The organism is Gordonia amicalis NBRC 100051 = JCM 11271 (assembly GCF_000332995.1).
Lineage (GTDB): Bacteria > Actinomycetota > Actinomycetes > Mycobacteriales > Mycobacteriaceae > Gordonia > Gordonia amicalis.
The window spans coordinates 46,221-67,340 of record NZ_BANS01000031.1; the positions used below are offsets into that span (position 1 = coordinate 46,221).

At 65.9% G+C, this 21,120-nt stretch carries 21 protein-coding genes, 2 tRNA genes and 1 pseudogene; 11 read left to right on the forward strand and 13 right to left on the reverse strand.

All coding sequences use genetic code 11. The annotated features are described in order from the left end of the window. Window positions 1–7 precede the first annotated feature (7 nt). From rpsN to rpmB, 3 genes are read right to left on the reverse strand one after another with little or no spacing between them, the layout of a single operon-like run. Window positions 8–313 carry a 30S ribosomal protein S14 gene (rpsN, locus tag GOAMI_RS15485; RefSeq protein WP_006437491.1) on the reverse strand — a complete coding sequence of 102 codons (306 nt, stop codon included), beginning with the start codon at window positions 311–313 and terminating at the stop codon, window positions 8–10. Beyond that, a complete protein-coding gene (gene rpmG / locus GOAMI_RS15490; RefSeq protein WP_004020951.1) occupies window positions 313–477 on the reverse strand; it encodes a 50S ribosomal protein L33 in 165 nt (54 codons plus the stop codon). The genes rpsN and rpmG overlap by 1 nt, the downstream gene beginning before the upstream one ends. Further along, on the reverse strand, window positions 477–713 hold the full coding sequence (gene rpmB / locus GOAMI_RS15495) for a 50S ribosomal protein L28 (protein WP_006437492.1): 237 nt from the start codon (window positions 711–713) through the stop codon (window positions 477–479). The genes rpmG and rpmB overlap by 1 nt, the downstream gene beginning before the upstream one ends. Window positions 714–843: 130 nt before the next feature. Here rpmB and mrf point away from each other — a divergent pair, with 130 nt between their 5' ends. From mrf to GOAMI_RS15520, 5 genes are read left to right on the forward strand one after another with little or no spacing between them, the layout of a single operon-like run. Further along, entirely contained in the window at window positions 844–2,175 is a 1,332-nt protein-coding gene (gene mrf / locus GOAMI_RS15500) for a ribosome hibernation factor-recruiting GTPase MRF (protein ID WP_040004898.1), read from the forward strand. A gap of 53 nt (window positions 2,176–2,228) precedes the next feature. Beyond that, entirely contained in the window at window positions 2,229–2,480 is a 252-nt protein-coding gene (locus tag GOAMI_RS15505; RefSeq protein WP_006437494.1) for a type B 50S ribosomal protein L31, read from the forward strand. 31 nt (window positions 2,481–2,511) lie between these two features. Further along, complete coding sequence (locus GOAMI_RS15510) at window positions 2,512–2,751, forward strand: hypothetical protein (protein ID WP_006437495.1); 240 nt, start codon at window positions 2,512–2,514, stop codon at window positions 2,749–2,751. Then, window positions 2,741–3,574, forward strand: a complete 834-nt coding sequence (locus tag GOAMI_RS15515) for an SDR family NAD(P)-dependent oxidoreductase (RefSeq protein ID WP_006437496.1) — start codon at window positions 2,741–2,743, stop codon at window positions 3,572–3,574. The genes GOAMI_RS15510 and GOAMI_RS15515 overlap by 11 nt, the downstream gene beginning before the upstream one ends. A gap of 36 nt (window positions 3,575–3,610) precedes the next feature. Then, the gene (locus GOAMI_RS15520) at window positions 3,611–4,330 is read left to right on the forward strand and encodes a type 1 glutamine amidotransferase domain-containing protein (protein ID WP_006437497.1); all 720 of its coding nucleotides are present in this window, start codon (window positions 3,611–3,613) and stop codon (window positions 4,328–4,330) included. 6 nt (window positions 4,331–4,336) lie between these two features. On the opposite strand, the gene GOAMI_RS15525 is transcribed toward GOAMI_RS15520, so the two are convergent. Next, on the reverse strand, window positions 4,337–4,906 hold the full coding sequence (locus GOAMI_RS15525; RefSeq protein WP_006437498.1) for a TetR/AcrR family transcriptional regulator: 570 nt from the start codon (window positions 4,904–4,906) through the stop codon (window positions 4,337–4,339). 75 nt (window positions 4,907–4,981) lie between these two features. Between GOAMI_RS15525 and GOAMI_RS15530 the strand changes: the two are divergent. Then, window positions 4,982–5,296 (forward strand): annotated as a pseudogene (locus tag GOAMI_RS15530) (dihydrofolate reductase family protein); the annotation flags it as partial. A gap of 129 nt (window positions 5,297–5,425) precedes the next feature. Here the strand turns inward: GOAMI_RS15530 and GOAMI_RS15535 are convergent. From GOAMI_RS15535 to dnaA, 9 genes are all read right to left on the reverse strand, one after another. Beyond that, window positions 5,426–5,501: transfer RNA gene (locus GOAMI_RS15535), tRNA-Ala, on the reverse strand. A 61-nt stretch (window positions 5,502–5,562) separates the two neighbouring features. After that, window positions 5,563–5,636, reverse strand: a tRNA-Ile gene (locus tag GOAMI_RS15540). 67 nt (window positions 5,637–5,703) lie between these two features. Then, window positions 5,704–6,645, reverse strand: coding sequence for a DUF3566 domain-containing protein (locus tag GOAMI_RS15545; RefSeq protein ID WP_006437500.1), 942 nt, complete (start codon window positions 6,643–6,645; stop codon window positions 5,704–5,706). Between the two features lie 103 nt (window positions 6,646–6,748). After that, entirely contained in the window at window positions 6,749–9,238 is a 2,490-nt protein-coding gene (gene gyrA / locus GOAMI_RS15550) for a DNA gyrase subunit A (protein WP_006437501.1), read from the reverse strand. 44 nt (window positions 9,239–9,282) lie between these two features. Next, window positions 9,283–11,346: a DNA topoisomerase (ATP-hydrolyzing) subunit B gene (gene gyrB, locus GOAMI_RS15555; protein WP_006437502.1), complete on the reverse strand. Its 2,064-nt coding sequence runs from the start codon at window positions 11,344–11,346 to the stop codon at window positions 9,283–9,285. A gap of 341 nt (window positions 11,347–11,687) precedes the next feature. Next, window positions 11,688–12,275, reverse strand: coding sequence for a DUF721 family protein (locus GOAMI_RS15560; RefSeq protein WP_006437503.1), 588 nt, complete (start codon window positions 12,273–12,275; stop codon window positions 11,688–11,690). Continuing rightward, a complete protein-coding gene (gene recF, locus GOAMI_RS15565; RefSeq protein ID WP_006437504.1) occupies window positions 12,268–13,482 on the reverse strand; it encodes a DNA replication/repair protein RecF in 1,215 nt (404 codons plus the stop codon). Before recF ends, GOAMI_RS15560 begins: the two co-directional genes overlap by 8 nt. 37 nt (window positions 13,483–13,519) lie before the next feature. After that, on the reverse strand, window positions 13,520–14,689 hold the full coding sequence (dnaN, locus tag GOAMI_RS15570; protein ID WP_006437505.1) for a DNA polymerase III subunit beta: 1,170 nt from the start codon (window positions 14,687–14,689) through the stop codon (window positions 13,520–13,522). 666 nt (window positions 14,690–15,355) lie between these two features. Continuing rightward, window positions 15,356–16,891 (reverse strand): chromosomal replication initiator protein DnaA, encoded by a 1,536-nt coding sequence (gene dnaA / locus GOAMI_RS15575; protein ID WP_006437506.1) that lies wholly within the window; start codon window positions 16,889–16,891, stop codon window positions 15,356–15,358. Between the two features lie 511 nt (window positions 16,892–17,402). On the opposite strand from dnaA, the gene rpmH reads away from it, so the two are divergent. The 5 genes from rpmH to GOAMI_RS15600 are packed head-to-tail and all read left to right on the forward strand — an operon-like array spanning window position 17,403 to window position 20,433. Further along, window positions 17,403–17,546 (forward strand): 50S ribosomal protein L34, encoded by a 144-nt coding sequence (gene rpmH, locus GOAMI_RS15580; protein WP_006437507.1) that lies wholly within the window; start codon window positions 17,403–17,405, stop codon window positions 17,544–17,546. A 44-nt stretch (window positions 17,547–17,590) separates the two neighbouring features. Beyond that, window positions 17,591–18,022, forward strand: a complete 432-nt coding sequence (rnpA, locus tag GOAMI_RS15585) for a ribonuclease P protein component (protein WP_006437508.1) — start codon at window positions 17,591–17,593, stop codon at window positions 18,020–18,022. Further along, window positions 18,019–18,516, forward strand: a complete 498-nt coding sequence (yidD, locus tag GOAMI_RS15590; protein WP_006437509.1) for a membrane protein insertion efficiency factor YidD — start codon at window positions 18,019–18,021, stop codon at window positions 18,514–18,516. Before rnpA ends, yidD begins: the two co-directional genes overlap by 4 nt. Window positions 18,517–18,544: 28 nt before the next feature. After that, window positions 18,545–19,744 (forward strand): membrane protein insertase YidC, encoded by a 1,200-nt coding sequence (gene yidC / locus GOAMI_RS15595; protein WP_006437510.1) that lies wholly within the window; start codon window positions 18,545–18,547, stop codon window positions 19,742–19,744. A gap of 44 nt (window positions 19,745–19,788) precedes the next feature. Continuing rightward, complete coding sequence (locus GOAMI_RS15600) at window positions 19,789–20,433, forward strand: Jag family protein (protein WP_006437511.1); 645 nt, start codon at window positions 19,789–19,791, stop codon at window positions 20,431–20,433. The last annotated feature ends 687 nt before the right edge of the window (window positions 20,434–21,120 follow it).

Consider the following 21,120-nt stretch of genomic DNA (forward strand, 5'->3'; position numbering starts at 1 on the left):
TCGTGGTTCACCAACTGGACTTGTGGATACCGGGCAACTCTCCGCGATGAGCGAGTTCGCGGAACCGCACGCGGGAGAGACCGGCCTTCCCGATGTATCCGCGCGGTCGGCCGTCGACCGCGTCGCGGTTCCGGAGGCGGGTCGGGCTGGCATCGCGGGGCAGAGCGTGAAGCCGACGCTGGGCCTCGGCACGCTCGGCGCCGGTCGACGCGGGCGCGGCGATGATCCGCTTGAGCTCCGCGCGGAGGTCGGCGTATCGCGCCACCACCTCGCGGCGCTGTTCGTTTCGCACGATCTTGGACTTCTTCGCCATCAGCGGTCCTCCTTGAAATCGACGTGGGCGCGGGCGATCGGGTCGTACTTGCGAAGCACCATGCGGTCCGGGTCGTTACGACGGTTCTTCCGGGTCACGTAGGTGTATCCGGTACCGGCCGTGGAGCGGAGCTTGACGATGGGCCGGATCTCGTTGCGCGCCATCAGATCTTCTCTCCTCGTGCGCGCATCGTGCGCAGCACGGACTCGATGCCGTACCTGTCGATGGTCGAGATCCCCTTCGTACTCACCCGGAGCGTGATGTACCGGCCCTCACTGGGGACGAAATACCGCTTGCGCTGGATGTTCGGGTCCCAGCGACGCGACGTACGCCGATGGGAGTGCGAGACCTGTTTGCCGAAGCCCGGTTCACGGCCGGTGACCTGGCACCGTCGAGACATGACGTCCTCCTTATTGACAATGATTGGCATTAGTGTCGCGGCCACGGTACCGTCGACCTCGCGTAAATGGAAATGATTCTCATTAGTCAGGAGTGTTGCCGTGTTCGAGCCCGACGCCGCCGACGGTCAGATGCACCACCTGCCGGCCGACCCCCGGACGCCGGTCGTCCTGGTGACCGGCCTCGACCGGTCCGCCCTCTCGCGGATCGGCGACGCGCTGGAGGCGGACGCCGGAACAGTGCAGGTCCATCACGATCTGCGACACGTCGGCGAAGGCCGGGTGGTGCGAACACTGAGCTGGCGGGAGGCCGACGGTCGGCGGTGCGACCGGGTCACCGTGATCGAACTCGCCCACGGCTGTGTGTCGTGCACGCTGCGGGAGGACCTGCTTCCCCTGCTTCGGCGTCTTCATCGGCGATCGTCGGTGCGGCGCATCGTGCTCACGCTCGACCCGATTCTGGAGCCCGAACGGGTGGCCTGGTCCATCGAGCACGTCATCGTCGACGGCATGTCCGGTATCCCGGCGGCACCAGCAGCACTGGACGTACGGGTCGATTCCACGATCACCGCTGTGGCAGAACAGGATTGGCTGGATTCCGCGACGGGTGACCGCATCCTCGGCGAAGAATTGCCCGTCCCGCGCGACGACGAGCGCACGCTGGCACAGGTCGCGGTCGGTCAAGTCACCTTCGCGGATGCCCTCGTCATCGCCGGAACGGATCCCAGCACTCGGGACGCCTGGGAGTCCGCTCGTCTCATGGCCGTCCTCAAGCGGCTGGCACCGAAGGCGCCGATGATGTTCGAGCTGCCGGAACGCCCGGTCAGTCCCCTGCTGATGGAGCAGCTGGTCACCGCGATCCCGCGATCTTCGCGCCGGGGGCGCATCGACGGACCACACGATCCGCTCCTCACCGATCAGCCCTCCCTCGACCCTGATTGCGGTGTCACCTGGATGGAGTTCACTGCCGACCGGCCACTCCATCCCGGTCGCCTGCACGACGCGAGCGATTCCCTTCTCGACGGCGTGGTCTGCGCCCGTGGGCGGCTGTGGCTCGCCACCCAACCCGACGAGGCGTTGTGGCTGGAGTCGGCCGGCGGCGGTCTGCGCGTCGCACCCGGAGGACGCTGGCTGGCCGCGATGGACGACGACGAACTCACACGGGTCACACCTGAGCGGCGCGCACTCGGCGCGCTGCGCTGGGACGACGACCACGGCGATCGCCATTCGTCGCTGGTCGTGCTCGTCCACCGCGCCGACCCGGACGACATCGCCGAGGCACTACGGACCGCGTGCCTGAACGACGTCGAACTCGCTGCGGGACAAGAGTTCTGGGCTACCTTCGACGATCCGTTCGGACGGTTCCACACGGATCCCTGCGACGACGTCGACGACATCGGGGTCCCGATGGCCGACCGTCCCGCGACCGGCGATCCCGCCGACCCCCGGCGCGACGACCACTGACCGACTCCGGCACAGACACAGACACAGACACAGACACAGACAGGACGATCAGCATGAAGAAGAACATCCATCCCGACTACCACCCGGTCGTCATCCAGGACGCGTCCACGGGTACGCGGTTCGTCACCAGATCGACCGCCACGTCGTCGACCACGACCACGTGGACCGACGGAAATGTGTACCCGCTCATCGTCATCGACGTCACCAGCGACTCACATCCCTTCTACACCGGGGTGTCCACCATCCCCGACCGGGCGGGGCGGGTCGAGAAGTTCCGGCGCCGCTATCCACATCTGGACCGGTGACGTATCGCCGATCCTCAGGCATGGTGGAGAGATGGCGGACAACGAGCAGCCCGACTGGACGACCACCGAAGCCGACCTGAAGGCCGACCCCGACATGCCCGACGAGCGAGGCGGGCCGCATTCGGTGCTCCCGACGGCGGACGACTCCCCCATCGGTGAGACGAAGCGCATCGAAGAGGAGAAGGCCGCATACGCCGCGGCACCGGCGGACACCGACGCCCCGAAGAACCACGCGGTCGGCGGATCCGAGGGGACTGCCGATGGCCAGTGAACGACGCACCATCGTGCTGACGGGTGCCAGCGACGGGATCGGTGCCGTCGCGGCCCGCGCGCTGGCCGGGCCCTCGACGAATCTGGTCCTCGTCGGACGGTCCCCACGGAAACTCGCGCCGATCGCCGCCGAAACCGGTGCGACTCCGTTCACCGCCGACTACGCCAACCTCTCCGAGGTGCGTGAGCTGGCCACTCAGATCGCCGGCACCGTCGACTCCATCGACGTCCTGATGAACAACGCCGGTGGGACGTTCTCGCCGTCGATGCGGACCGCAGACGGACACGAGCCGAACTTCCAGATCAATCACCTCGCGCCGTTCCTGCTGACCAATCTGCTGCGCGACCGACTGGCCGCCGGCGGTCCGTCGCTGGTCCTGAACACCTCGAGCGTCGGCAATCTCGCCGGGAGTGTGGATCTCGACGACCTGGACTTCGAGCGACGCAGGGCATTCGGCGGACGAACCTACGGCACCGCGAAGCTGATGAACATCCTGTTCACCCGCGGCATCGCGCAGCGCTGGACTGATGACAAGATCTATTCCGCCGCTGTGCATCCCGGCCCGGCAGCGACCAGTTTCGGTCGGGATTCGCGACTCGTCGGCCTGGCCTACCGATCCCCGCTCGCCAAGCTGGTGACCATCACACCGGAGCAGGGCGCCGCACCACTCATCGCACTCGCCGAGCGCGGCGCGGAACCGTCGGTCAACGGCGTCTATTTCAGCCGCCACAAGCCGAACGGACTCGAGAACCGTCAGGCACACGACCAGAGGCTCATCGACGGCCTGTGGGAGAAGTCGGCGGAACTGACCGGGCTCACCTGACCCGCTGACGGGTCATCCCAACCGAAGGAGAGCAAGATGACACACAACATTCTCTTCGTCATGACCGGCGCCGATGCGTGGACGCTGAACGACGGATCGAGTCACAAGACCGGATTCTGGGCCGAGGAGGCGGCGGCGCCCCTCGAGGTCTTCCGCAAGGCCGGCTACTCGGTGACCGTCGCAACGCCGGGCGGCGTGCGTCCACCGGTCGACGAGGGCAGCCTCAGTCCCGACGCGGTCGGCTCCGCGGAACGCGCCGACGAGATCCGGAATGTGGTCGAGACCGCTCCCGAACTCCAGAAACCCATCGCGCTGTCCGACGTGAAGATCGCCGATTACGACGCTGTATTCGTGCCCGGCGGCCACGGACCGATGGAGGATCTCGCGGTGGACGCCGATGCCGGCGCGCTCCTCATCGCCGCCGACCAGGCCAAGAAGACGATCGGCATCGTCTGTCACGGACCCGCGGTCCTGCTGGCCGCCAAGGGTGAGGACGGCGTGAACGTCTTCTCCGGGCGCACCGTCACATGCTTCGGCAATGCCGAGGAGCAGCAGGCCGGGTTGGCCGACAAGGCACCCTGGCTGCTCGAGGACCGACTCACGCACGAGGGCTTCAAGGTCACCCTCGGACTGCCGTGGACCGTGCACACCCAGGCCGACGGCAACCTGCTGACCGGGCAGAACCCGGCGTCGTCGGAGAAGCTGGCGCACGAGATCGTGCACCGGGTGAAGAAGATGGCCGAGGAGTCGGCGTAGCGCCGGTCAGGCCGGTAACAGCCCCTTGACGAGCGCATCGACGATGTCGTCGATGCGCTCGTCGGGCAAGAGCGGTCCGGTGAGCTGATCGAGGATCAGGCCATCCACCGCGAAGTGGAAGAGCGCGATCTCCCGCGCCGATCCGGGCAGGCCGGCCTGCTCGTTGAAGGCCACGTCACCGGCGAACCCGGTACGACGCCACGTGCCGATGATCTCGGCGACCTCGGGTCGTCGGATGCCCTCGAGCCGTAGTTCGATCAGCGCGATCGTCACCTCGCGATTGGCGAGGAGCCGTTCGACGATGTTGCGCAGGTACTCGGCGAAGAGCTTCTCACTCGGCGGCCGGCCGGCGCGCTCGGCGATGAATTCGTCACTGGGTGCGAGACGCTCACCGATGCGCTCGACCAGCCCGTGGAGGAGCGCCGCCCGGTTCCGGAAGTAGTTCGTCGTCGTGCCCTGCGGAACGCCCGCCTCCCGATCCACCGCACGGTGCGTGAGTCCCCGTGCGCCCGCTGTCGCGAGCACCGTCAGTCCGGCGTCGGCGAGTGCGCGGCGTCGTTCGTCGTTTCGGGCCATGGCGAAAACGATAGCGCGAACCACTACAACTGTTGTACATTCCCAACCACTACATTTGAAGTGATTGGAGTGAGCATGCGAGAACTCGTGTACTACGTGGCGGTGAGCCTCGACGGGTACATCGCGGGGCCGGACGGACAGTTCGACGCCTTCCTCGTCGAGGGCGACCACATGACCGGCATCAACGAGCGCTTCCCCGACACGATCCCCACCGACTACGCATCGGCCCTCGGCATCGACCAGAGCGGCGGTGGCTTCGACACCGTCCTCATGCGAGCCAACACCTACGCCGTCGGACTGCCGGAAGCTCCGAGTCCGTACCGGCATCTCGACCAGTACGTGTTCACCCATCACCCGATGCAACCGGTCGACGGGGTGACGTTCACGGAGTACGTCCGCGCGTGACCCGCTCACATTCTCCGTTCCCGCTCACCCGATTCCGGTGAGCGGGAACGGAAAGAGTGAGCGCAAAGCAAAACGCACCACCGGGGTTCCGGTGGTGCGTTGCGGTTCTTTCAGTGGTGGAGCCTAGGAGATTCGAACTCCTGACATCCGCCTTGCAAAGGCGGCGCTCTACCAACTGAGCTAAGGCCCCGTGCCGACCGAGAACGGGTCGACGGGTGCGAATCGGAAGTCCGAAAACTTCGGTGTCGCAGTGGGCCTAGGAGGACTTGAACCTCCGACCTCTTCGTTATCAGCGAAGCGCTCTAACCGCCTGAGCTATAGGCCCTTGAACCGAGGAGTGAGATTACCCGACGGATCCCCAACCAACCAAAACGGCTGGTCAGGGGCTCGACTCAGTCGAGGTCCGCGAGGGTCACCTCGGCGCCGCCGACAAGGTCGGCACAGATGTTGTAGATGTAACTGCCGACCGTCGCGATGGCCGTCAGCAGGATGGCGTTGATGGCCCCCAGGAGGGCCGCCACGCCGAAAACGGTGCCGGCTCCGATGACATCCCCGGCGGAGCTCGATTCGTCCGCCACGAGCGTTCCGAAGCTGTTGTTGACCTGATCCCAGATACCCATGCCGTCGAAGATCAGGTAGAGCACGGCGATGGCGATCATCCAGATGAAGAACCCGACGAACGACAGCACCGCGGCGATCTTGAAGGTCGCCCACGGATCGATCCGGCGCAACTGCACCGCTGCGCGCAGTGCCGTGCCCGCTCCGACCTGACGCGGTGCCGACCGCGGAGGAACCTTCGCCGGCGGCGCCTCCGGCGGACGCTTCAGATCGGCCGTGTGGTGGATCTGATCGAGATCGGGCAGATCCTGTCCGGGCAGGTTCTCCCGGTCGATCGTGCTCGTCGGCGACTCGACGAAACCGGGCTCCTCGGTCGCGATGGCCGAACCCGGTCGCCGTGGACTGTCGAGTTTGGTGACGGGAGCCTGCTGGCCACTCATGCTGGCGGCGGCGGTGCCGCTGTTGGTCACGATGCCACGCGGCGGCGGGCCGCCACGGTGGTCCTGCGGCGGGCCGCCACGGTGCTCTTGCGGCGGGCCGCCACGGTGCTCTTGCGGCGGGCCGCTCCGATTCTCCTGCGGCCGGCCGTCGCGATTGTCCTGTGCGTTCGGGCGCGAGTCGTCGTCACGCCCGAACGCCTCGGTCGGCGCGGAGCCCGACGAATCCTCGACCGGTCCACGCTGCCACGGCGGCACCAGCCCACCGGTCGGTGTGCCCGAACCGGGACCGGACGGACGTCCGTTCTGTTCCTGGTTCGGCTCGTTCGGTGTGCTCACAGGCAATCCCTCACTCTGGCGTCACTGCCGATGGACATCGACGCGTCGGGTCACTTTCTACCGTCACCGACTGGTCGGCTGCACGTGTTCTCAACCCTAACGCCTACTCCGAGGCGTCCGTCTCCTCCGGCTCGTCGGCGTTGCGGGCGATCGCGATGACGGTGGTGCCCTCGTCGAGGTTCATCAGGCGCACACCCTTGGTCTGGCGTCCCGCCTTGCGGACCTGCTTGGCCGCGGTGCGGATGACACCGCCGCCCGAGGTGATCGCGTACAGCTCCGAGTCGTCGTCGACGATGAGCGCGCCGATGAGTTCACCGCGCCGGCGGTCGTGGGCGATGGTGAGCACACCCTTGCCGCCACGGCCCTGGACGGGGTAGTCGTCCATACCGGTGCGCTTGGCGTAACCACCCGACGTCGCGACGAGCAGGTAGGTGTCCTCGCGAACCACGTTGAGCGACAACAGGGTGTCGTCGGTGTTGAACCGCATGCCCTGGACACCCGACGTCTGCCGGCCCATCGGACGCAAGGCCTCGTCGTCGGCGTGGAAGCGGATCGACTGACCCTTCTGCGACACCAGCAGCAGATCGTCGTCGGCACTGCACAACTGGGCGCCGACCAGTTCGTCCTCACCGCGCAGGTTGATCGCGGCGATGCCGCCGGAGCGGTTGGAGTCGAAGTCGACGAGCTTGGACTTCTTCACCAGACCGTTGCGGGTGGCGAGCACCAGGTACGGCGCGTCCTCGTAGGTCTTGAGCTGGATGACCTGCGCGATGCGTTCCTCCGGCTGGAAGGCCAGCAGGTTGGCGACGTGCTGGCCGCGTGCGGTGCGGTTGGCCTCGGGCAGCTCGTAGGCCTTCGCCCGGTAGACCCGACCCTTGGTGGTGAAGAACAGGATCCAGTCGTGGGTCGAGCAGACGAAGAAGTGCTTGACGATGTCGTCCTGCTTGAGACCGGCACCCTGCACGCCCTTGCCGCCGCGGCGCTGGCTGCGGTAGAGGTCGGTCTTGGTGCGCTTGGCGTAGCCGGTCTCGGTGATCGTGACGACGACGTCCTCGCGGGCGATCAGATCCTCGTCGCTGACGTCACCGTCGGCGGCGATGATCTTGGTGCGGCGCTCGTCGCCGTACTTGTCCACGACTTCCTTGAGCTCGTCGCGCACGATGGCGCGCTGACGCTCCGGCTTGTCGAGGATGTCCTTGTAATCGGCGATCTCCAGCTCGATCTCGGCGAGCTCGTCGACGATCTTCTGACGTTCCAACGCCGACAGGCGACGCAGCTGCATCGCCAGGATGGCGTCGGCCTGGATCTCGTCGATGTCCAGCAGCTCGATGAGGCCGGTGCGCGCGGTGTCGGTGTTGGCCGACCGGCGGATCAAGGCGATCACTTCGTCAAGCGCGTCGAGGGCTTTCACCAGACCACGCAGGATGTGTGCGCGTTCCTCGGCCTTGCGCAACCGGTACCGCGTGCGCCGCACGATGACGTCGATCTGATGCGCCACGTAGTAGCGGATCATCTGGTCGAGACGCAGGGTGCGCGGCACGCCGTCGACGATGGACAGCATGTTGGCGCCGAAGCTGGTCTGCAGCTGGCTGTGCTTGTACAGGTTGTTCAGCACTACCTTGGCCACCGCGTCACGACGCAGCGTGACCACGATGCGCATGCCGACGCGGTCCGAGGACTGGTCCTCGATCCGGCTGATGCCCTTGAGCTTTCCTTCGTTGACCTGCTCGGCGATCGACTGGATGAGGTTGTCCGGGTTGACCTGGTAGGGCAACTCGGTGACCACCAGCGTGGTGGTGCCCTTGTTCTCCTCGATGTCGACGACGCTGCGCATGCGGATGCTGCCGCGGCCGGTGGTGTAGGCGTCCTTGATTCCCTGGCTGCCGACAATCAGTCCGGCCGTGGGGAAATCGGGTCCCTTGATGCATTCCATGCAGGCGGCGAGGGTGGTCTCGTCGTCGGCGTCGTGGTTCTCGAGAGCCCAGAACACCGCGTCGGCAACCTCATTGAGGTTGTGCGGCGGCATGTTGGTGGCCATACCGACGGCGATACCGCCGGATCCGTTGATCAACAGGTTGGGTATCCGCGCGGGCAGGACCGTCGGCTCATTGGTCTTGCCGTCGTAGTTCGGCGTGAAATCGACTGTCTCCTCGGTGATGTCACGCAACATCTCCATGGCGAGGGGGGTCAGGCGGGCCTCGGTGTAACGCATGGCGGCCGCGCCGTCGTTGCCGCGGGAACCGAAGTTGCCCTGGCCGTCGATGAGCGGATACCGCATCGACCACGGCTGGGCGAGACGTACCAGGGCGTCATAGATCGCCGTGTCACCGTGGGGGTGGTAGTTACCCATCGTCTCCGCAACGGGTTTCGCCGACTTCACGTAGCTGCGGTCGGGTCGGAAACCGGCGTCGAAGGATGCATACAGGAGTCGGCGATGCACCGGCTTCAGGCCGTCGCGCACCTCGGGGAGCGCGCGGCCCACGATCACGCTCATCGCGTAGTCGATGTAGCTCTTCTGCATCTCCTGGCCGAGATCGACAGGTTCGATGCGGTCGCCTTCACCGCCGGCGGGCGGCAGGGTGGTGTCAGTCATTGTGGTTTCTTTCTCCGATCACTGCGAACTCATTCGATCCGTGATCAGACATCAAGGAAACGAACGTCTTTCGCGTTACGGGCGATGAAGCTTCGACGTGCGGCGACATCCTCACCCATGAGGATGGAGAACAGTTCGTCGGCGGCAGCGGCGTCGTCGAGCGTCACCTGGCGGAGGACGCGGACCGCCGGATCCATGGTGGTCTCCCACAGTTCCTTGGCATTCATCTCGCCGAGACCCTTGTAGCGCTGGATGCCGTCGTCGCTGTTGATCTTCTTTCCCGCCGCACGGCCCGCCTCGAGCAGGCCGTCGCGCTCGCGGTCGGAGTAGGCGAACTCCGGAGCCGACTTCTGCCACTTGAGCTTGTACAGCGGCGGCTGTGCCAGGAACACGTGACCGTGCTCGATGAGCGGACGCATGAAACGGAACAGCAGCGTCAGCAGCAGCGTCGAGATGTGCTGGCCGTCCACGTCGGCGTCGGCCATCAGCACGATCTTGTGATAGCGCAGCTTGGAGATGTCGAACTCGTCGTGGATGCCGGTGCCGAAGGCGGTGATGATCGACTGGACCTCGGCGTTCTTGAGGACGCGGTCGATACGGGCCTTCTCGACGTTGATGATCTTGCCGCGCAGCGGGAGGATCGCCTGGTACATCGAATCGCGACCGGACTTGGCGCTACCGCCGGCCGAGTCGCCCTCCACGATGTAGACCTCGCACTTGGTCGGGTCGTTGCTGCGGCAGTCGGCGAGCTTGCCGGGGAGACCGCCGATGTCGGTTGCGGTCTTGCGGCGCACCATCTCTCGCGCACGACGCGCGGCCATGCGGGCCTGGGCGGAGTCGGCGGCCTTCTTGATGATGATCTTGGCCTCGGCGGGATTCGCCTCGAACCAGTGACCGAGGTGCTCATTGCAGGTGCGCTGGACGAAGCCCTTGATCTCGGTGTTGCCGAGCTTGGTCTTCGTCTGGCCCTCGAACTGCGGATCGGAGACCTTCGCCGAGATCACGGCGGCGAGACCCTCGCGGATGTCGTCGCCGGTGAGCTTGCCGTCCTTCTCCTTGATGAGCTTCTTCTCGAGGGCGTACTTGTTGACCGTGCTGGTCAGCGCGGCGCGGAAACCCTCTTCATGGGTGCCGCCCTCATGGGTGTTGATCGTGTTGGCGAAGGTGTGCACCGACTCCGAGTAGCCCGCGTTCCACTGCATCGCGATCTCGACCTCGTGTCCCTCGCCCTTGGCGCTGAACCCGATGACGGTGTTGTGGATCGACTGCTTCGTGCGGTTGAGGTGCTTGATGTAGTCGACGAGACCGTCCGGGTAGTGGTAGGTCCGGGTCTTCGGCTTGGCCGCGGCCTGGGCCTTCTCGGTCTCCGTCAGCACGACCTCGGCGACATCGGTCGCGGGTGCGTCCTCGTCGCCGTTCGCATCACCCGGAGCTTCGACGGCCTGCGGGCGCTGATCGGTCAGCGTGATGGTCAGACCCTTGTTGAGGAAGGCCATCTCCTGCAGACGACGCGCCACCGTCTCGGCGTTGAACCGGGTGGTCTCGGTGAAGATCTGCGGATCCGGCCAGAACCGCACCGTGGTACCGGTCTTGCGCGTGGCGTCGCCCTGCTCGAGGGCGCCGGGCTTGGCATAGGAGTAGGTCTGCGCCCAGTTGTGACCGTCGCGCGCGATCTCCAGCTCGACCTTGGTCGACAGGGCGTTGACGACCGAGATGCCGACGCCGTGCAGACCGCCCGACACCGCGTAGGAGTCCGAGTCGAACTTGCCACCTGCGTGCAGCTGGGTCATGACGACCTCGACGGTCGGCACGCCCGTACGGTGCTTCTCGACCGGGATGCCACGACCGTCGTCGACGACCTGGACGCCGCCGTCCTCGAGGAGCGTGACGTCGACGCGGCTTGCGAAGCCGGCCATCGCCTCGTCGACCGAGTTGTCGACGACCTCCCAGATCAGATGGTGCAGGCCGCGTTCACCGGTGGAACCGATGTACATGCCGGGCCGTTTGCGGACGGCTTCCAAACCTTCGAGGATGTTGATCGAGTCGGCGCCGTACTCTGACGGCTTCTTCTTGCTCTTCTTGGGTCCGGTGTCGTTGGTGTCGGCCACGAGGTGCGTCCACTCCTGTTCTGCTCATCGGCGGATCCCAGGTACCCGGTATCCGTCGTCGATCTACTCGACCAGGGGGGCAGGGCGATGCGCACACAGGAATGCCCGGGACTTCCCGGGTTGCCTGAAGGCGACGGTCGATCTGCCGTTTGTGGTCCCCTGTCGGGACAACTCCTCACAGTGTACTGCCTGACTTGCCCAGGAACGTGCATCCGGGGCCGCTAACAGGCCCTCAGATCGATTATTTTGGACAGAGCCCGGATCGATCGTGGCCTGGGGAGGAAAATCGGCTCACGGGGCACATCGACTAGTAATGTGCGGTCGAGTCTGCTAGGCCCGGCTCACCCGTAGGTGTCACGGGGGCCCCTCCCCCGCACATGTCGCTCGCCTTTTCGCCACGACGGCCCCTTGGGCCCGCTGATGCGCAGGGACTTCACCACGCCGTCGCCGACCGCCGCCGCGATCTTCGCCAGGATCTGCGACTGCACGTACCGCAGCTGCGTCGCCCACGCGGTGGACTCGGCCTGCACGTGAAGTACGTTGTCCCGCAACTCGATCGGCTTCGCATGTGCGGCGATGTCGGCGCCCACGATCGTGTCCCACATCCCGAACAGGGTGCCCTCGCCGATCTTCTCCTGCCAGCCGCGGTCCTTGGCCAGGCCGCCGACGAGACGACCGAACGGCTGGGGATCCCGCGCGTCCGGCCCCGACCCCGACCATCGCTTACGGCTCTGCGCACCCCTGGGTGTCCGGCGGACCGGAGACGCTCGACCGCGTCCCACCGATTTCCCGGCCGCCCGCGCCGCGGCGCGCGCCTCCTCGAGGGCCTTGCGGGCACGTTCGTATCCGCCGAGTTCGCCCGGCTCGATCGGCCGGTTCGACGGCTCCCCCGCCGCGTCGGGGCGCGACCCGTGTGTTTCGTCACTCATCGGAGACCCCACTCACCGGTTCCTCGACCCTCTCGGTCACCGCATCCGTGTCGTCCCCGACGACCGTGGACCGGCGACCGTCCTCGTCGTCGAGGACCTCGACCAAGATACGGCGACCACCGATCTCGGCCGGGATGTCATCGGCGACGGCGGCGGTGATCAGCAACTGCTCCGCGCCGGCGGTGAACTCCACGAGCTTCTCCCGACGCTTCACGTCGAGTTCGGCGAAGACGTCGTCGAGCATGATGACCGGCTCGATGCCCTCGGCGCGCGTCAACTCGACGGATCCGAGCCGCAACGCCAGGGCCAACGACCACGATTCACCGTGGGAGGCAAACCCTTTCGCCACATCAGCGCCCAGGACGATGTCGATGTCGTCGCGGTGTGGTCCGACCAGGCACATACCTCGCTCGATCTCTTTGTCGCGTAGTTCGCCCAGTCGCGCGGCGAGGACCTCGCTGATCGACTCGGCCGTGGCGGTGTCGAACTCGACCCCGCCGGCGGGCCGGTAGCGCAGCATCGCCGGCCGTGAATGCGGCGCGATCGAGGCGTAGGACCGGGTGAAATGAGGTTCCAGTTCGGCCAGGACCTGCAACCGTGCGGCCGTCACCTGACCGCCGAGATCCGCGAGTTGGCCGTCCCAGACATCGAGGGTGCTGATGACCGAGTCGGCCTGGTCCCCGCCTCGACGCAGGGCCGCGGCCGCCGTCTTGAGCAGCGCCGACCGCTGTCGCAGCACCCGGTCGTAGTCGGCACGCGCGGCCACCCAGCGGGGACCGCGCTGCGCCACGAGTTCGTCGATGAAGCGTCGCCGATCGCTCGGATCCCCACGGACCAGCGACAGATCTTCCGGCGCGAACAGCACGGTGCGCAGGATCCCGAGCAGATCGCGGGAGCGACGGGCCGGACTGCGGTTGATCGACGCCTTGTTGGCGCCTTCGGCGTTGATGCGCAGCTCCACCGTCAGTTCCCGGCCGTCGTTCTCGACGGTGGCGGTGACCAGCGCCGACGCGGATCCGGAGTGCACCAGCGGGGCGTCGGAACTCACCCGATGGGACCGCAGCGTCGCCAGGTAGAACAAGGCCTCGAGCAGGTTGGTCTTGCCGAAGCCGTTCCGGCCGGTGAAGACCGTCGGGCCGGGCCGCAGATCGAGGTCCACAGCCCGCCACGAGCGGAAATCCCTCAGGTGCAGCTCACGAACGAACACTGTCGGTTGCGGTGATCGGCTGGGTGCGTGGTGCGGGTCAGCCCGGCAGGCGGACCGGCATCAGCAGGTAGCTGAACGCGCTCTCGGGGGCCACGAAGGCGCCGGATTCGTCGGCGACCGGATCCTCGCCGCTGGCCGGGCGCAGAACCGCCGGACGGCTCGGGGTGGTGAAACCGAAGTCGACGCTGTCGGCGTTGATCGCCGACAGGCCGTCCTGCAGGTAACCCGGGTTGAACGCAATGGTCAGCGGCTCGCCGCGGAACGACACCGGCAACTCTTCCTCGGCCTTGCCCGCTTCGTCGCCACCGGCGGTGAGCAGCACGGATCCCTCGGTGAACTCCATCCGGACCTGGGCGCCCCGCTCGGCGACCAGCGCGACACGGCGGATCGCCTCGATCAGCGGAGCGCTGTCGATGGTCGCCACCGCGGTGTGGCTGGCGGGCAGCAACTGACGGAACTTCGGGAACTCTGCGTCGAGCAGACGCGTGGTGGTCTTCTTGGTCTCGCCGAGAATGCCCAGGATGCCGTCGGATCCGATGGCGGCGCCGGCGCCGAAAGCCAGCGAGACCACGCCGGTACCCTCCGCGCCGGCGGTCTTGGCACTCTCCGAAAGCGTCTTGGCCGGGACGAGAACAGCGCCCTTGGTGTCGGGGTCCGAAGGCTCCCACTGCAATTCGCGCACCGCGAGGCGGAAACGGTCGGTGGCCGCGAGGACCACGGAGTTGCCCTCGATCTCCACTCGCACGCCGGTCAGCATCGGCAGTGTGTCATCCTTGCCGGCGGCGACGGCCACCTGCGAGATCGCCTCGGCGAACAGCTGCGACGGGATGGTGCCGGTGATCGACGGGACGTCGGGCAGCTGCGGGTAGTCCTCGACCGGCATCGTCGGCAGGGAGAACTTGGCGCTACCGCAGGTGATCGCGACGCGGGAACCGTCGAGGGTCACGTCGACGGGCTTGTTGGGCAGCGCCTTGGTGATGTCGGCCAGCAGACGACCGGACACCAGCACCTGCCCGGGCTCGGCGACCTCGGCGCCCAGGTTCTCCTGGGCCGAGACCTCGTAGTCGAATCCGGAGACGGTCAGACCGGTCTCGCCGACGTTGAGCACCACGCAACCCAGGACCGGTACCGGCGGACGAGAGGGCAGGCTTCGAGCGACCCAGGCGACGGAATCAGCGAACTCGTCACGTGCGACACGGAACTTCATGCTGGGAGGTTGCCCTTCTCTCTCGTGCGGATCGTCGGCATGCCGAAGCCGAAACGGCGGCATGGTCGATCACGTCCCACTTCCGGGAATCCCACTGTAGAACGCCACCGCCGATGCCGGGATGGTTGGGGCCAAGTCAGTCCGTCCGCGACGACGGCGGCGCTCGGCCCGCGGATGGGTGTTGTGCACAGCCCTTCTTACAAAAGATTTCTCTTTAGAGAGGGATCCATCTCAGTAATAGGAACTGTGGAATCTGTGGACAACCGTGCCATCGGGCCAGTCGGACAGGGTACGGGGGTGTGTATGACCGGTGGACTGTCGTTGAGCCGAATCCCAAGAGTTTGTGGAGAAAACTTGTTGTTCGCGCGGCGTCCACCGACAGTGCACAAGTCTTCCACTGTTATCCCAAGCCGGTGCACAGCCTTCGGACGCCGAAATATGTCGTTCGCGAGGGCCCGTCGAGTGCGGGAGAACACAGAAACACGACGCGCGAGTCTCGACCCGGGGAGCAGAGTTGGGGTTCCGATCGGCCGGGGATGACCTCGATACGCAGCCGGCGCCAGATCCCTCGCGGGCCGTCCTCGGCATGTGCCGACAGACGAAACGCGCCTCCCGGGCCCGAGGGCACGAGAGGCGCGTGGAAAGCGGAGAAGAGAAGGAGCCCGCTCAGCCCACCGCACGCTGCTTGATACGCGCGGTGAGCTCCTGGACGTGGTCGTAGACCTTGCGTCGCTCGGCCATCTCCTTGCGGATCTTGCGCTCGGCGTACATGACGGTCGTGTGGTCCCGGTCGAAGGTCTCACCGATCTTGGGCAGCGACAGGTCGGTCAGCTCGCGGCACAGGTACATCGAGATCTGACGTGCCTGGGCGATGGACCGGGTCTTGCCGGGGCCGCGCAGTTCCTCGAGCGAGACGTCGAAGTACTCGGCGGTGATCGCCAGGATGCTGGCGGCACTGACCTCGAGGGTGCCCGAGTTGGGCAGCAGTGCCTGGAGAACGACGTCCGCGAGGGACTTGTCGAGAGCGGCGTCGTTGAGCGAGGCGAAGGCCGTCACGCGGATCAGCGCACCCTCGAGCTCGCGGATGTTGCGTTCGATCTTCGAGGCGATGAGCTCGAGAACATCGTCGGGCACGGCGATGTTGTCCATCTGCGCCTTCTTGCGCAGGATCGCGATGCGGGTTTCCAGATCCGGCGGCTGAACGTCGGTGATCAGTCCCCACTCGAACCTGGTCCGAAGCCGATCCTCAAGTGTTGCAAGCTGTTTCGGCGGACGGTCGGACGAGATGACAATCTGCTTGCTGGCGTTGTGGAGCGTGTTGAAGGTGTGGAAGAACTCCTCCTGGATACCTTCTTTACCGACCAGGAACTGGATGTCGTCGACGAGCAGCACGTCGACGTCGCGGTAGCGACGCTTGAACGCCACCCGTCGGTCGTCGCGCAGCGAGTTGATGAAGTCGTTGGTGAATTCCTCGGTCGAGACGTACTTGACGCGCATCCCGGGGAACAGACGCTGGGCGTAGTGCCCGGCCGCGTGGAGCAGGTGGGTCTTGCCCAGTCCCGACTCCCCCCAGATGAACAGCGGGTTGTACGCCCGCGCCGGGGCCTCGGACACCGCGACCGCCGACGCATGCGCGAAGCGGTTCGACGCACCGATGACGAAGGTGTCAAAGGTGTACTTGGGGTTCAGGTTTGCGCCGGAGGGAGACGGCGCGGTCGTCGGCCGCTCGGCGAAGTACGAGGCCCAGTCGCCCGACGGCCTCCCGGTGTCGGCGCCCGGTGTCTGTCCGGTACCGGGAGTGGCCGGGAATCCGGCACCGATGGCCGCACCCGGCACCGCGGAGTAGTCGGGCGCGACCGCCGCGCCGTTGACCGCGCGAGGTTCGGGAGCGGCCGGATCCGGTACGGGTTCGTCGTTGCGCGGGGTCGCGATGCGGACACCGAGATCGACCGGCTCATTGAGATGACGACTCAGGACCGAACGGATGGTCTCCCGCAGATTCCGCTCGATCTGCTCCTGGACCAGAGCGGTCGGCACGGTGAGAAGAGCGAAACCCTCAGTGAGTGTGAGGGGACGAACCAGTGACAGCCACGCCTTCTGCTGGCGTGTCAGTGGTTCATGGTCACGTGCGGCTTCGTCGTCGTTGAGTTCGGCGACGACCTGCTGCCACACCTCACCGAATGTGTCGCGGTCTGAAGTCACGGGGCTGGCCTCCTGACCCGGAAAACTACCAGCGTTGACGAGGGCCGGGGCACCCACGTCATCAACCGCATCTCTCCACAGAGTTATCCACACCTGTGTACAACGGTGATGACGAACTTGGGACTTTGGTCGGTAACGGTTTCCCAGGGACACATCCTGGTGTCCGGCAGGGGTTCGCGGCCGACGCTGTGACAGAACGTAACAGAGGTCTCGGCGGGGTACAAAGCGATCGGGACAATTGACTCGTTCGGACTGATTATCGCGACTCAAGTGCTTCAGAACACACCTGGTGGGACACTGTTCAGCCGGCCCGACGACCGCGTTTGATTTGAGCGCGCGCTATCAGTAGTCTCGACTGGTCATCCAGGTAGCGGATTTGCGCGGCGTTTTGTCGAGTTCGCCGAGTTCATCACCGACACCAGTTCGGCACCGTCCTGGATCAACGACCAACGACAACATGTGGGTCACGTGCGGGTAACCGGCGTGCTCACAGGGAGCACAAGGAGTCACCGTGGCCAAGGGCAAGCGTACTTTCCAGCCGAACAATCGTCGTCGTTCGCGCGTGCACGGCTTCCGTCTGCGTATGCGGACCCGCGCCGGCCGTGCGATCGTCAGCAGCCGTCGTACCAAGGGCCGCGCGAAGCTCACCGCCTGATCGTCGGCTACCCACCGGATCCTCGCGGTCCGGTCAGCTGATCGATGACTGCGTCTTCTCATCGGATCTCTCGTGGATCCGACTTCTCACGCACCCTCAAGTCCGGTGCGCGGGTGAATGCTCGTGACTTCGTCGTACACCTGGCACCGGTCAGCTCACAGTGGCCGGATCCCACCGGGCTGCGACGCGATGTCGCCATGACAGGTGGACCCTGGCTCGGCCTTGTCGTGAGCAAGTCGGTGGGCAACGCCGTGGTCCGTCACGCCGTGGCCCGACGCCTACGGGCTGCGTTCGCGGCGACGAGGCACCTCTGCCCGACCGTCGAGACCTACGTGGTGATCCGCGCCCGACGCGGCGCCGCGGACAGGACCAGTGAAGAGCTGGCCGACCAACTGCGGTCAGCCTTCACCAGCCGCCGGGTCGCCGATATGGCGCACTCCGCGGCGGTACCCACCGGGGCCGGTGTCGGACGATGAACGACGCCGAGCTGGATGACCGTGGATTGGTCCCCTCCCCCACCCGGGACCCCTCCCCCACCCCGTCATCGTCGACGCCGATCACTCGGACCGACTCGTCCGCGCCGGTGGACGATCAGCTCACCGTTCTGGCCCGGATGCGCCGAGGAGCCCACCTGCTCCCGCGCCGCACGGTCATCTTTCTCATCGAGCTCTACCGGACGTGGGTATCGCCTCTTCGCCTACCGACGTGCCGGTTCGAGCCGACCTGCTCGGGTTATGCAGTGGAAGCGCTCGAACGTCACGGTTTTCTGTACGGCTCGGCGCTGGCAACCATCCGGCTGCTCAAGTGCGGGCCGTGGCACAAGCCCGGATACGACCCGGTTCCCGACAAAGGTCCCCGTGAACTGTGGAGTGACCTCTGCAACCGGGTCCGTGAACTCTCCGGCGGGCAGCAGTCGGCCCACAGTGGCCGGAACCATCAGCCACCGTCCCGGCGGAACGATTCCACCTAGAGAACAACAAGTAAGGGGTACCTGACCCGTGCTCGACTTCATCTACTACCCGGTGTCCGGGATCATGTGGGTGTGGCACTGGCTCTTCAGCTATGTCACGCCCGACAGTCCCGGTGGCGACGGCATCGCCTGGGCACTGTCCGTGGTGTTCCTCGTGTTCACCCTGCGCGCGATTCTGTACAAACCCTTCGTGAAGCAGATCCGCACCACGAAGAAGATGCAGGAGATCAACCCGCAGCTCCAGGCGATCCGAAAGAAGTACGCCAAGGATCGGGTCAAGATGACCGAGGAGATGCAGAAGCTCCAGAAGGAGCACGGCTTCAACCCCCTGCTCGGCTGTCTGCCGATGCTGCTGCAGATCCCGGTGTTCATCGGTCTGTTCCACGTGCTGCGTTCGTTCAACCGCATGGGCACCGGCATGGGACAGCTCGGCATGAGTGCCGCCGAGACCCGCTCGCAGGGTAACTACGTCTTCAGCGCCGATCAGGTGCAGAACTTCCTCGACGCCCGTCTGTTCGGCGTGCCGCTGTCGTCGTACCTCGTCGAGCCGTCGACAGAGTTCCAGGCGTTCGTCGAGCCGGGTGCCGCCATCGACTTCACCCGGCCGCAGATCGCCTACGTCGTTGTGCCGATGATGATCGTGGCGTCCATCGCCACCCACATGAACTCTCGAGCTTCGGTGCAGCGCCAGCCCGAGGCTGCCCTCGAGAATCCGCAGACCCGGATGATGAACAACCTCGCGCTGTACGTCTTCCCCATCGGCATTCTGGTGACGGGCCCGTTCTTCCCCGTCGCGATCCTCCTCTACTGGATGAGCAACAACATCTGGACCTACGGGCAGCAGCACCTGGTGTTCGGCAAGATCGCCAAGGAAGAGGAAGAGGCCAGGCGTCTCAAGCAGGAGAAGCTGAAGGCGAACGCTCCCAAACCGGGCGTACGTCCGGACCGTCCGAAGAAGCGCAACACAGCTGCCGACGCGTCGACCGCCTCGGACTCGACGGGTGTGTCCATGATCAAGGCGGATTCGACCGACAAGGCGGATTCGACTTCCGACTCCTCCCCCGACGGATCCTCCACGGCCGGCGCCGGCCCGGGCGCCAAGCCGAAGCCGGGACAGAAGCCGACGCGCTCAGGCGCCGGCGCGGGCCCGGCCTCCAAGAAGCAACCCTCCAACCGGGGTGGGAAGTCCACCGCCAAGCGCGGTGGAAAGCGCGGCGGCAAACGATGACCGCACAGGACTTGTTCGACGAAGCACAGAGTTAGGTGAATGAGATGACAGCAGAGACTGCAACTCAAACCGGTTCGGAGACCGAGGCGCAAGATGACGCCAAGGTCTCGACCGAAGCCCAGACCGACACCACTGATTCGACCGGTGCGGAGAATGCTGTCGACACCGACGTCACCGAGGAGTCCGCTGAGGACTTCGACGACGACCAGGACGATGACGAGGATGACGAGGATCGACTCGTCGAAGAGGGCGAGATCGCGGGCGACTACCTCGAGCAGCTGCTCGACGTCCTCGACTTCGACGGCGACATCGATCTGGATGTGGACGGCGACCGTGCCGTCGTGAGCATCGACGGCGGGGACGACCTGACCAAGCTCGTCGGACGCAAGGGTGAAGTTCTCGACGCGCTCCAGGAGCTGACGCGTCTCGCGGTCCAGCAGGCGACCGGAGAGCGCAGCCGGCTGATGCTCGACATCGCCCGGTGGCGTGCGGATCGCCGTGACCGCCTGGCACGTCTCGGCCGCGAGGTCGCCGAGCGTGTGCTCAAGTCAGGCGAGCGCGAGGCGCTGGATCCGATGACCCCGTTCGAGCGGAAGATCGTTCACGACGCGGTCGCCGCTGTCGACGGTGTCGTCAGCGAGAGCGAAGGTGCCGAGCCCAAGCGCCGCGTGGTGGTTCTCCCCGAGTAGCACTCCCGGACGACGAGTTCCCTCAGGCCCCGACCGACGGTCGGGGCCTGAGTCGTCTTCGAGGTAGTCCTCTCCCCCGGGCTGCCGCGGCCGCAACAGGAATTACAGCGGTGTTGTTTCACGTGAAACATGCGGCTTGGAATCGTTTGAGTTGCGACTTCGAGCGCGATTTCTCGACAGCCTCGGGTATGCCGACCATTGCGTCACGTGTCGTTTTGTTTCAGCCGTGCCCGTTGTATGCGTTGGGCGGGTTCTCCCGGAACCGGGTCCGGTCGGTGGACCGGTTGGATCGGTGGTGCGCGGAGTGGTGTCCGACCATCGGCGTCATGTCGCTGAGGAGACGTCACACATCGTCGTCGGACGTTGGGCAGTCTCGTTCTATCAGGGTCGGCGAGGCGCGTGATCCCCGCGGTGCGCCCTATGCCCTGCTGCGCGGATGCGTGCGTCGTCTGGTCGTCGATGCGGCGAAGTCGGCCGCGGTTTCACGTGAAACTGCGCTCACGCATTCCAGAGTCCGCTCATCGGATGCATCAGCTCTGATGTCCCGTACTGATCCAGAGCGTCGCGTCGTGCCATGGGGTGCACCGGCAGAAGGAGCCGAACTGTTGCGCGTAGCGTCGCGAGCCGGCCCCGGCCTGGTCGGCACCAGCTGTCGGGGGAACTGTGGTCATTCTGTGGCGGTCGGTC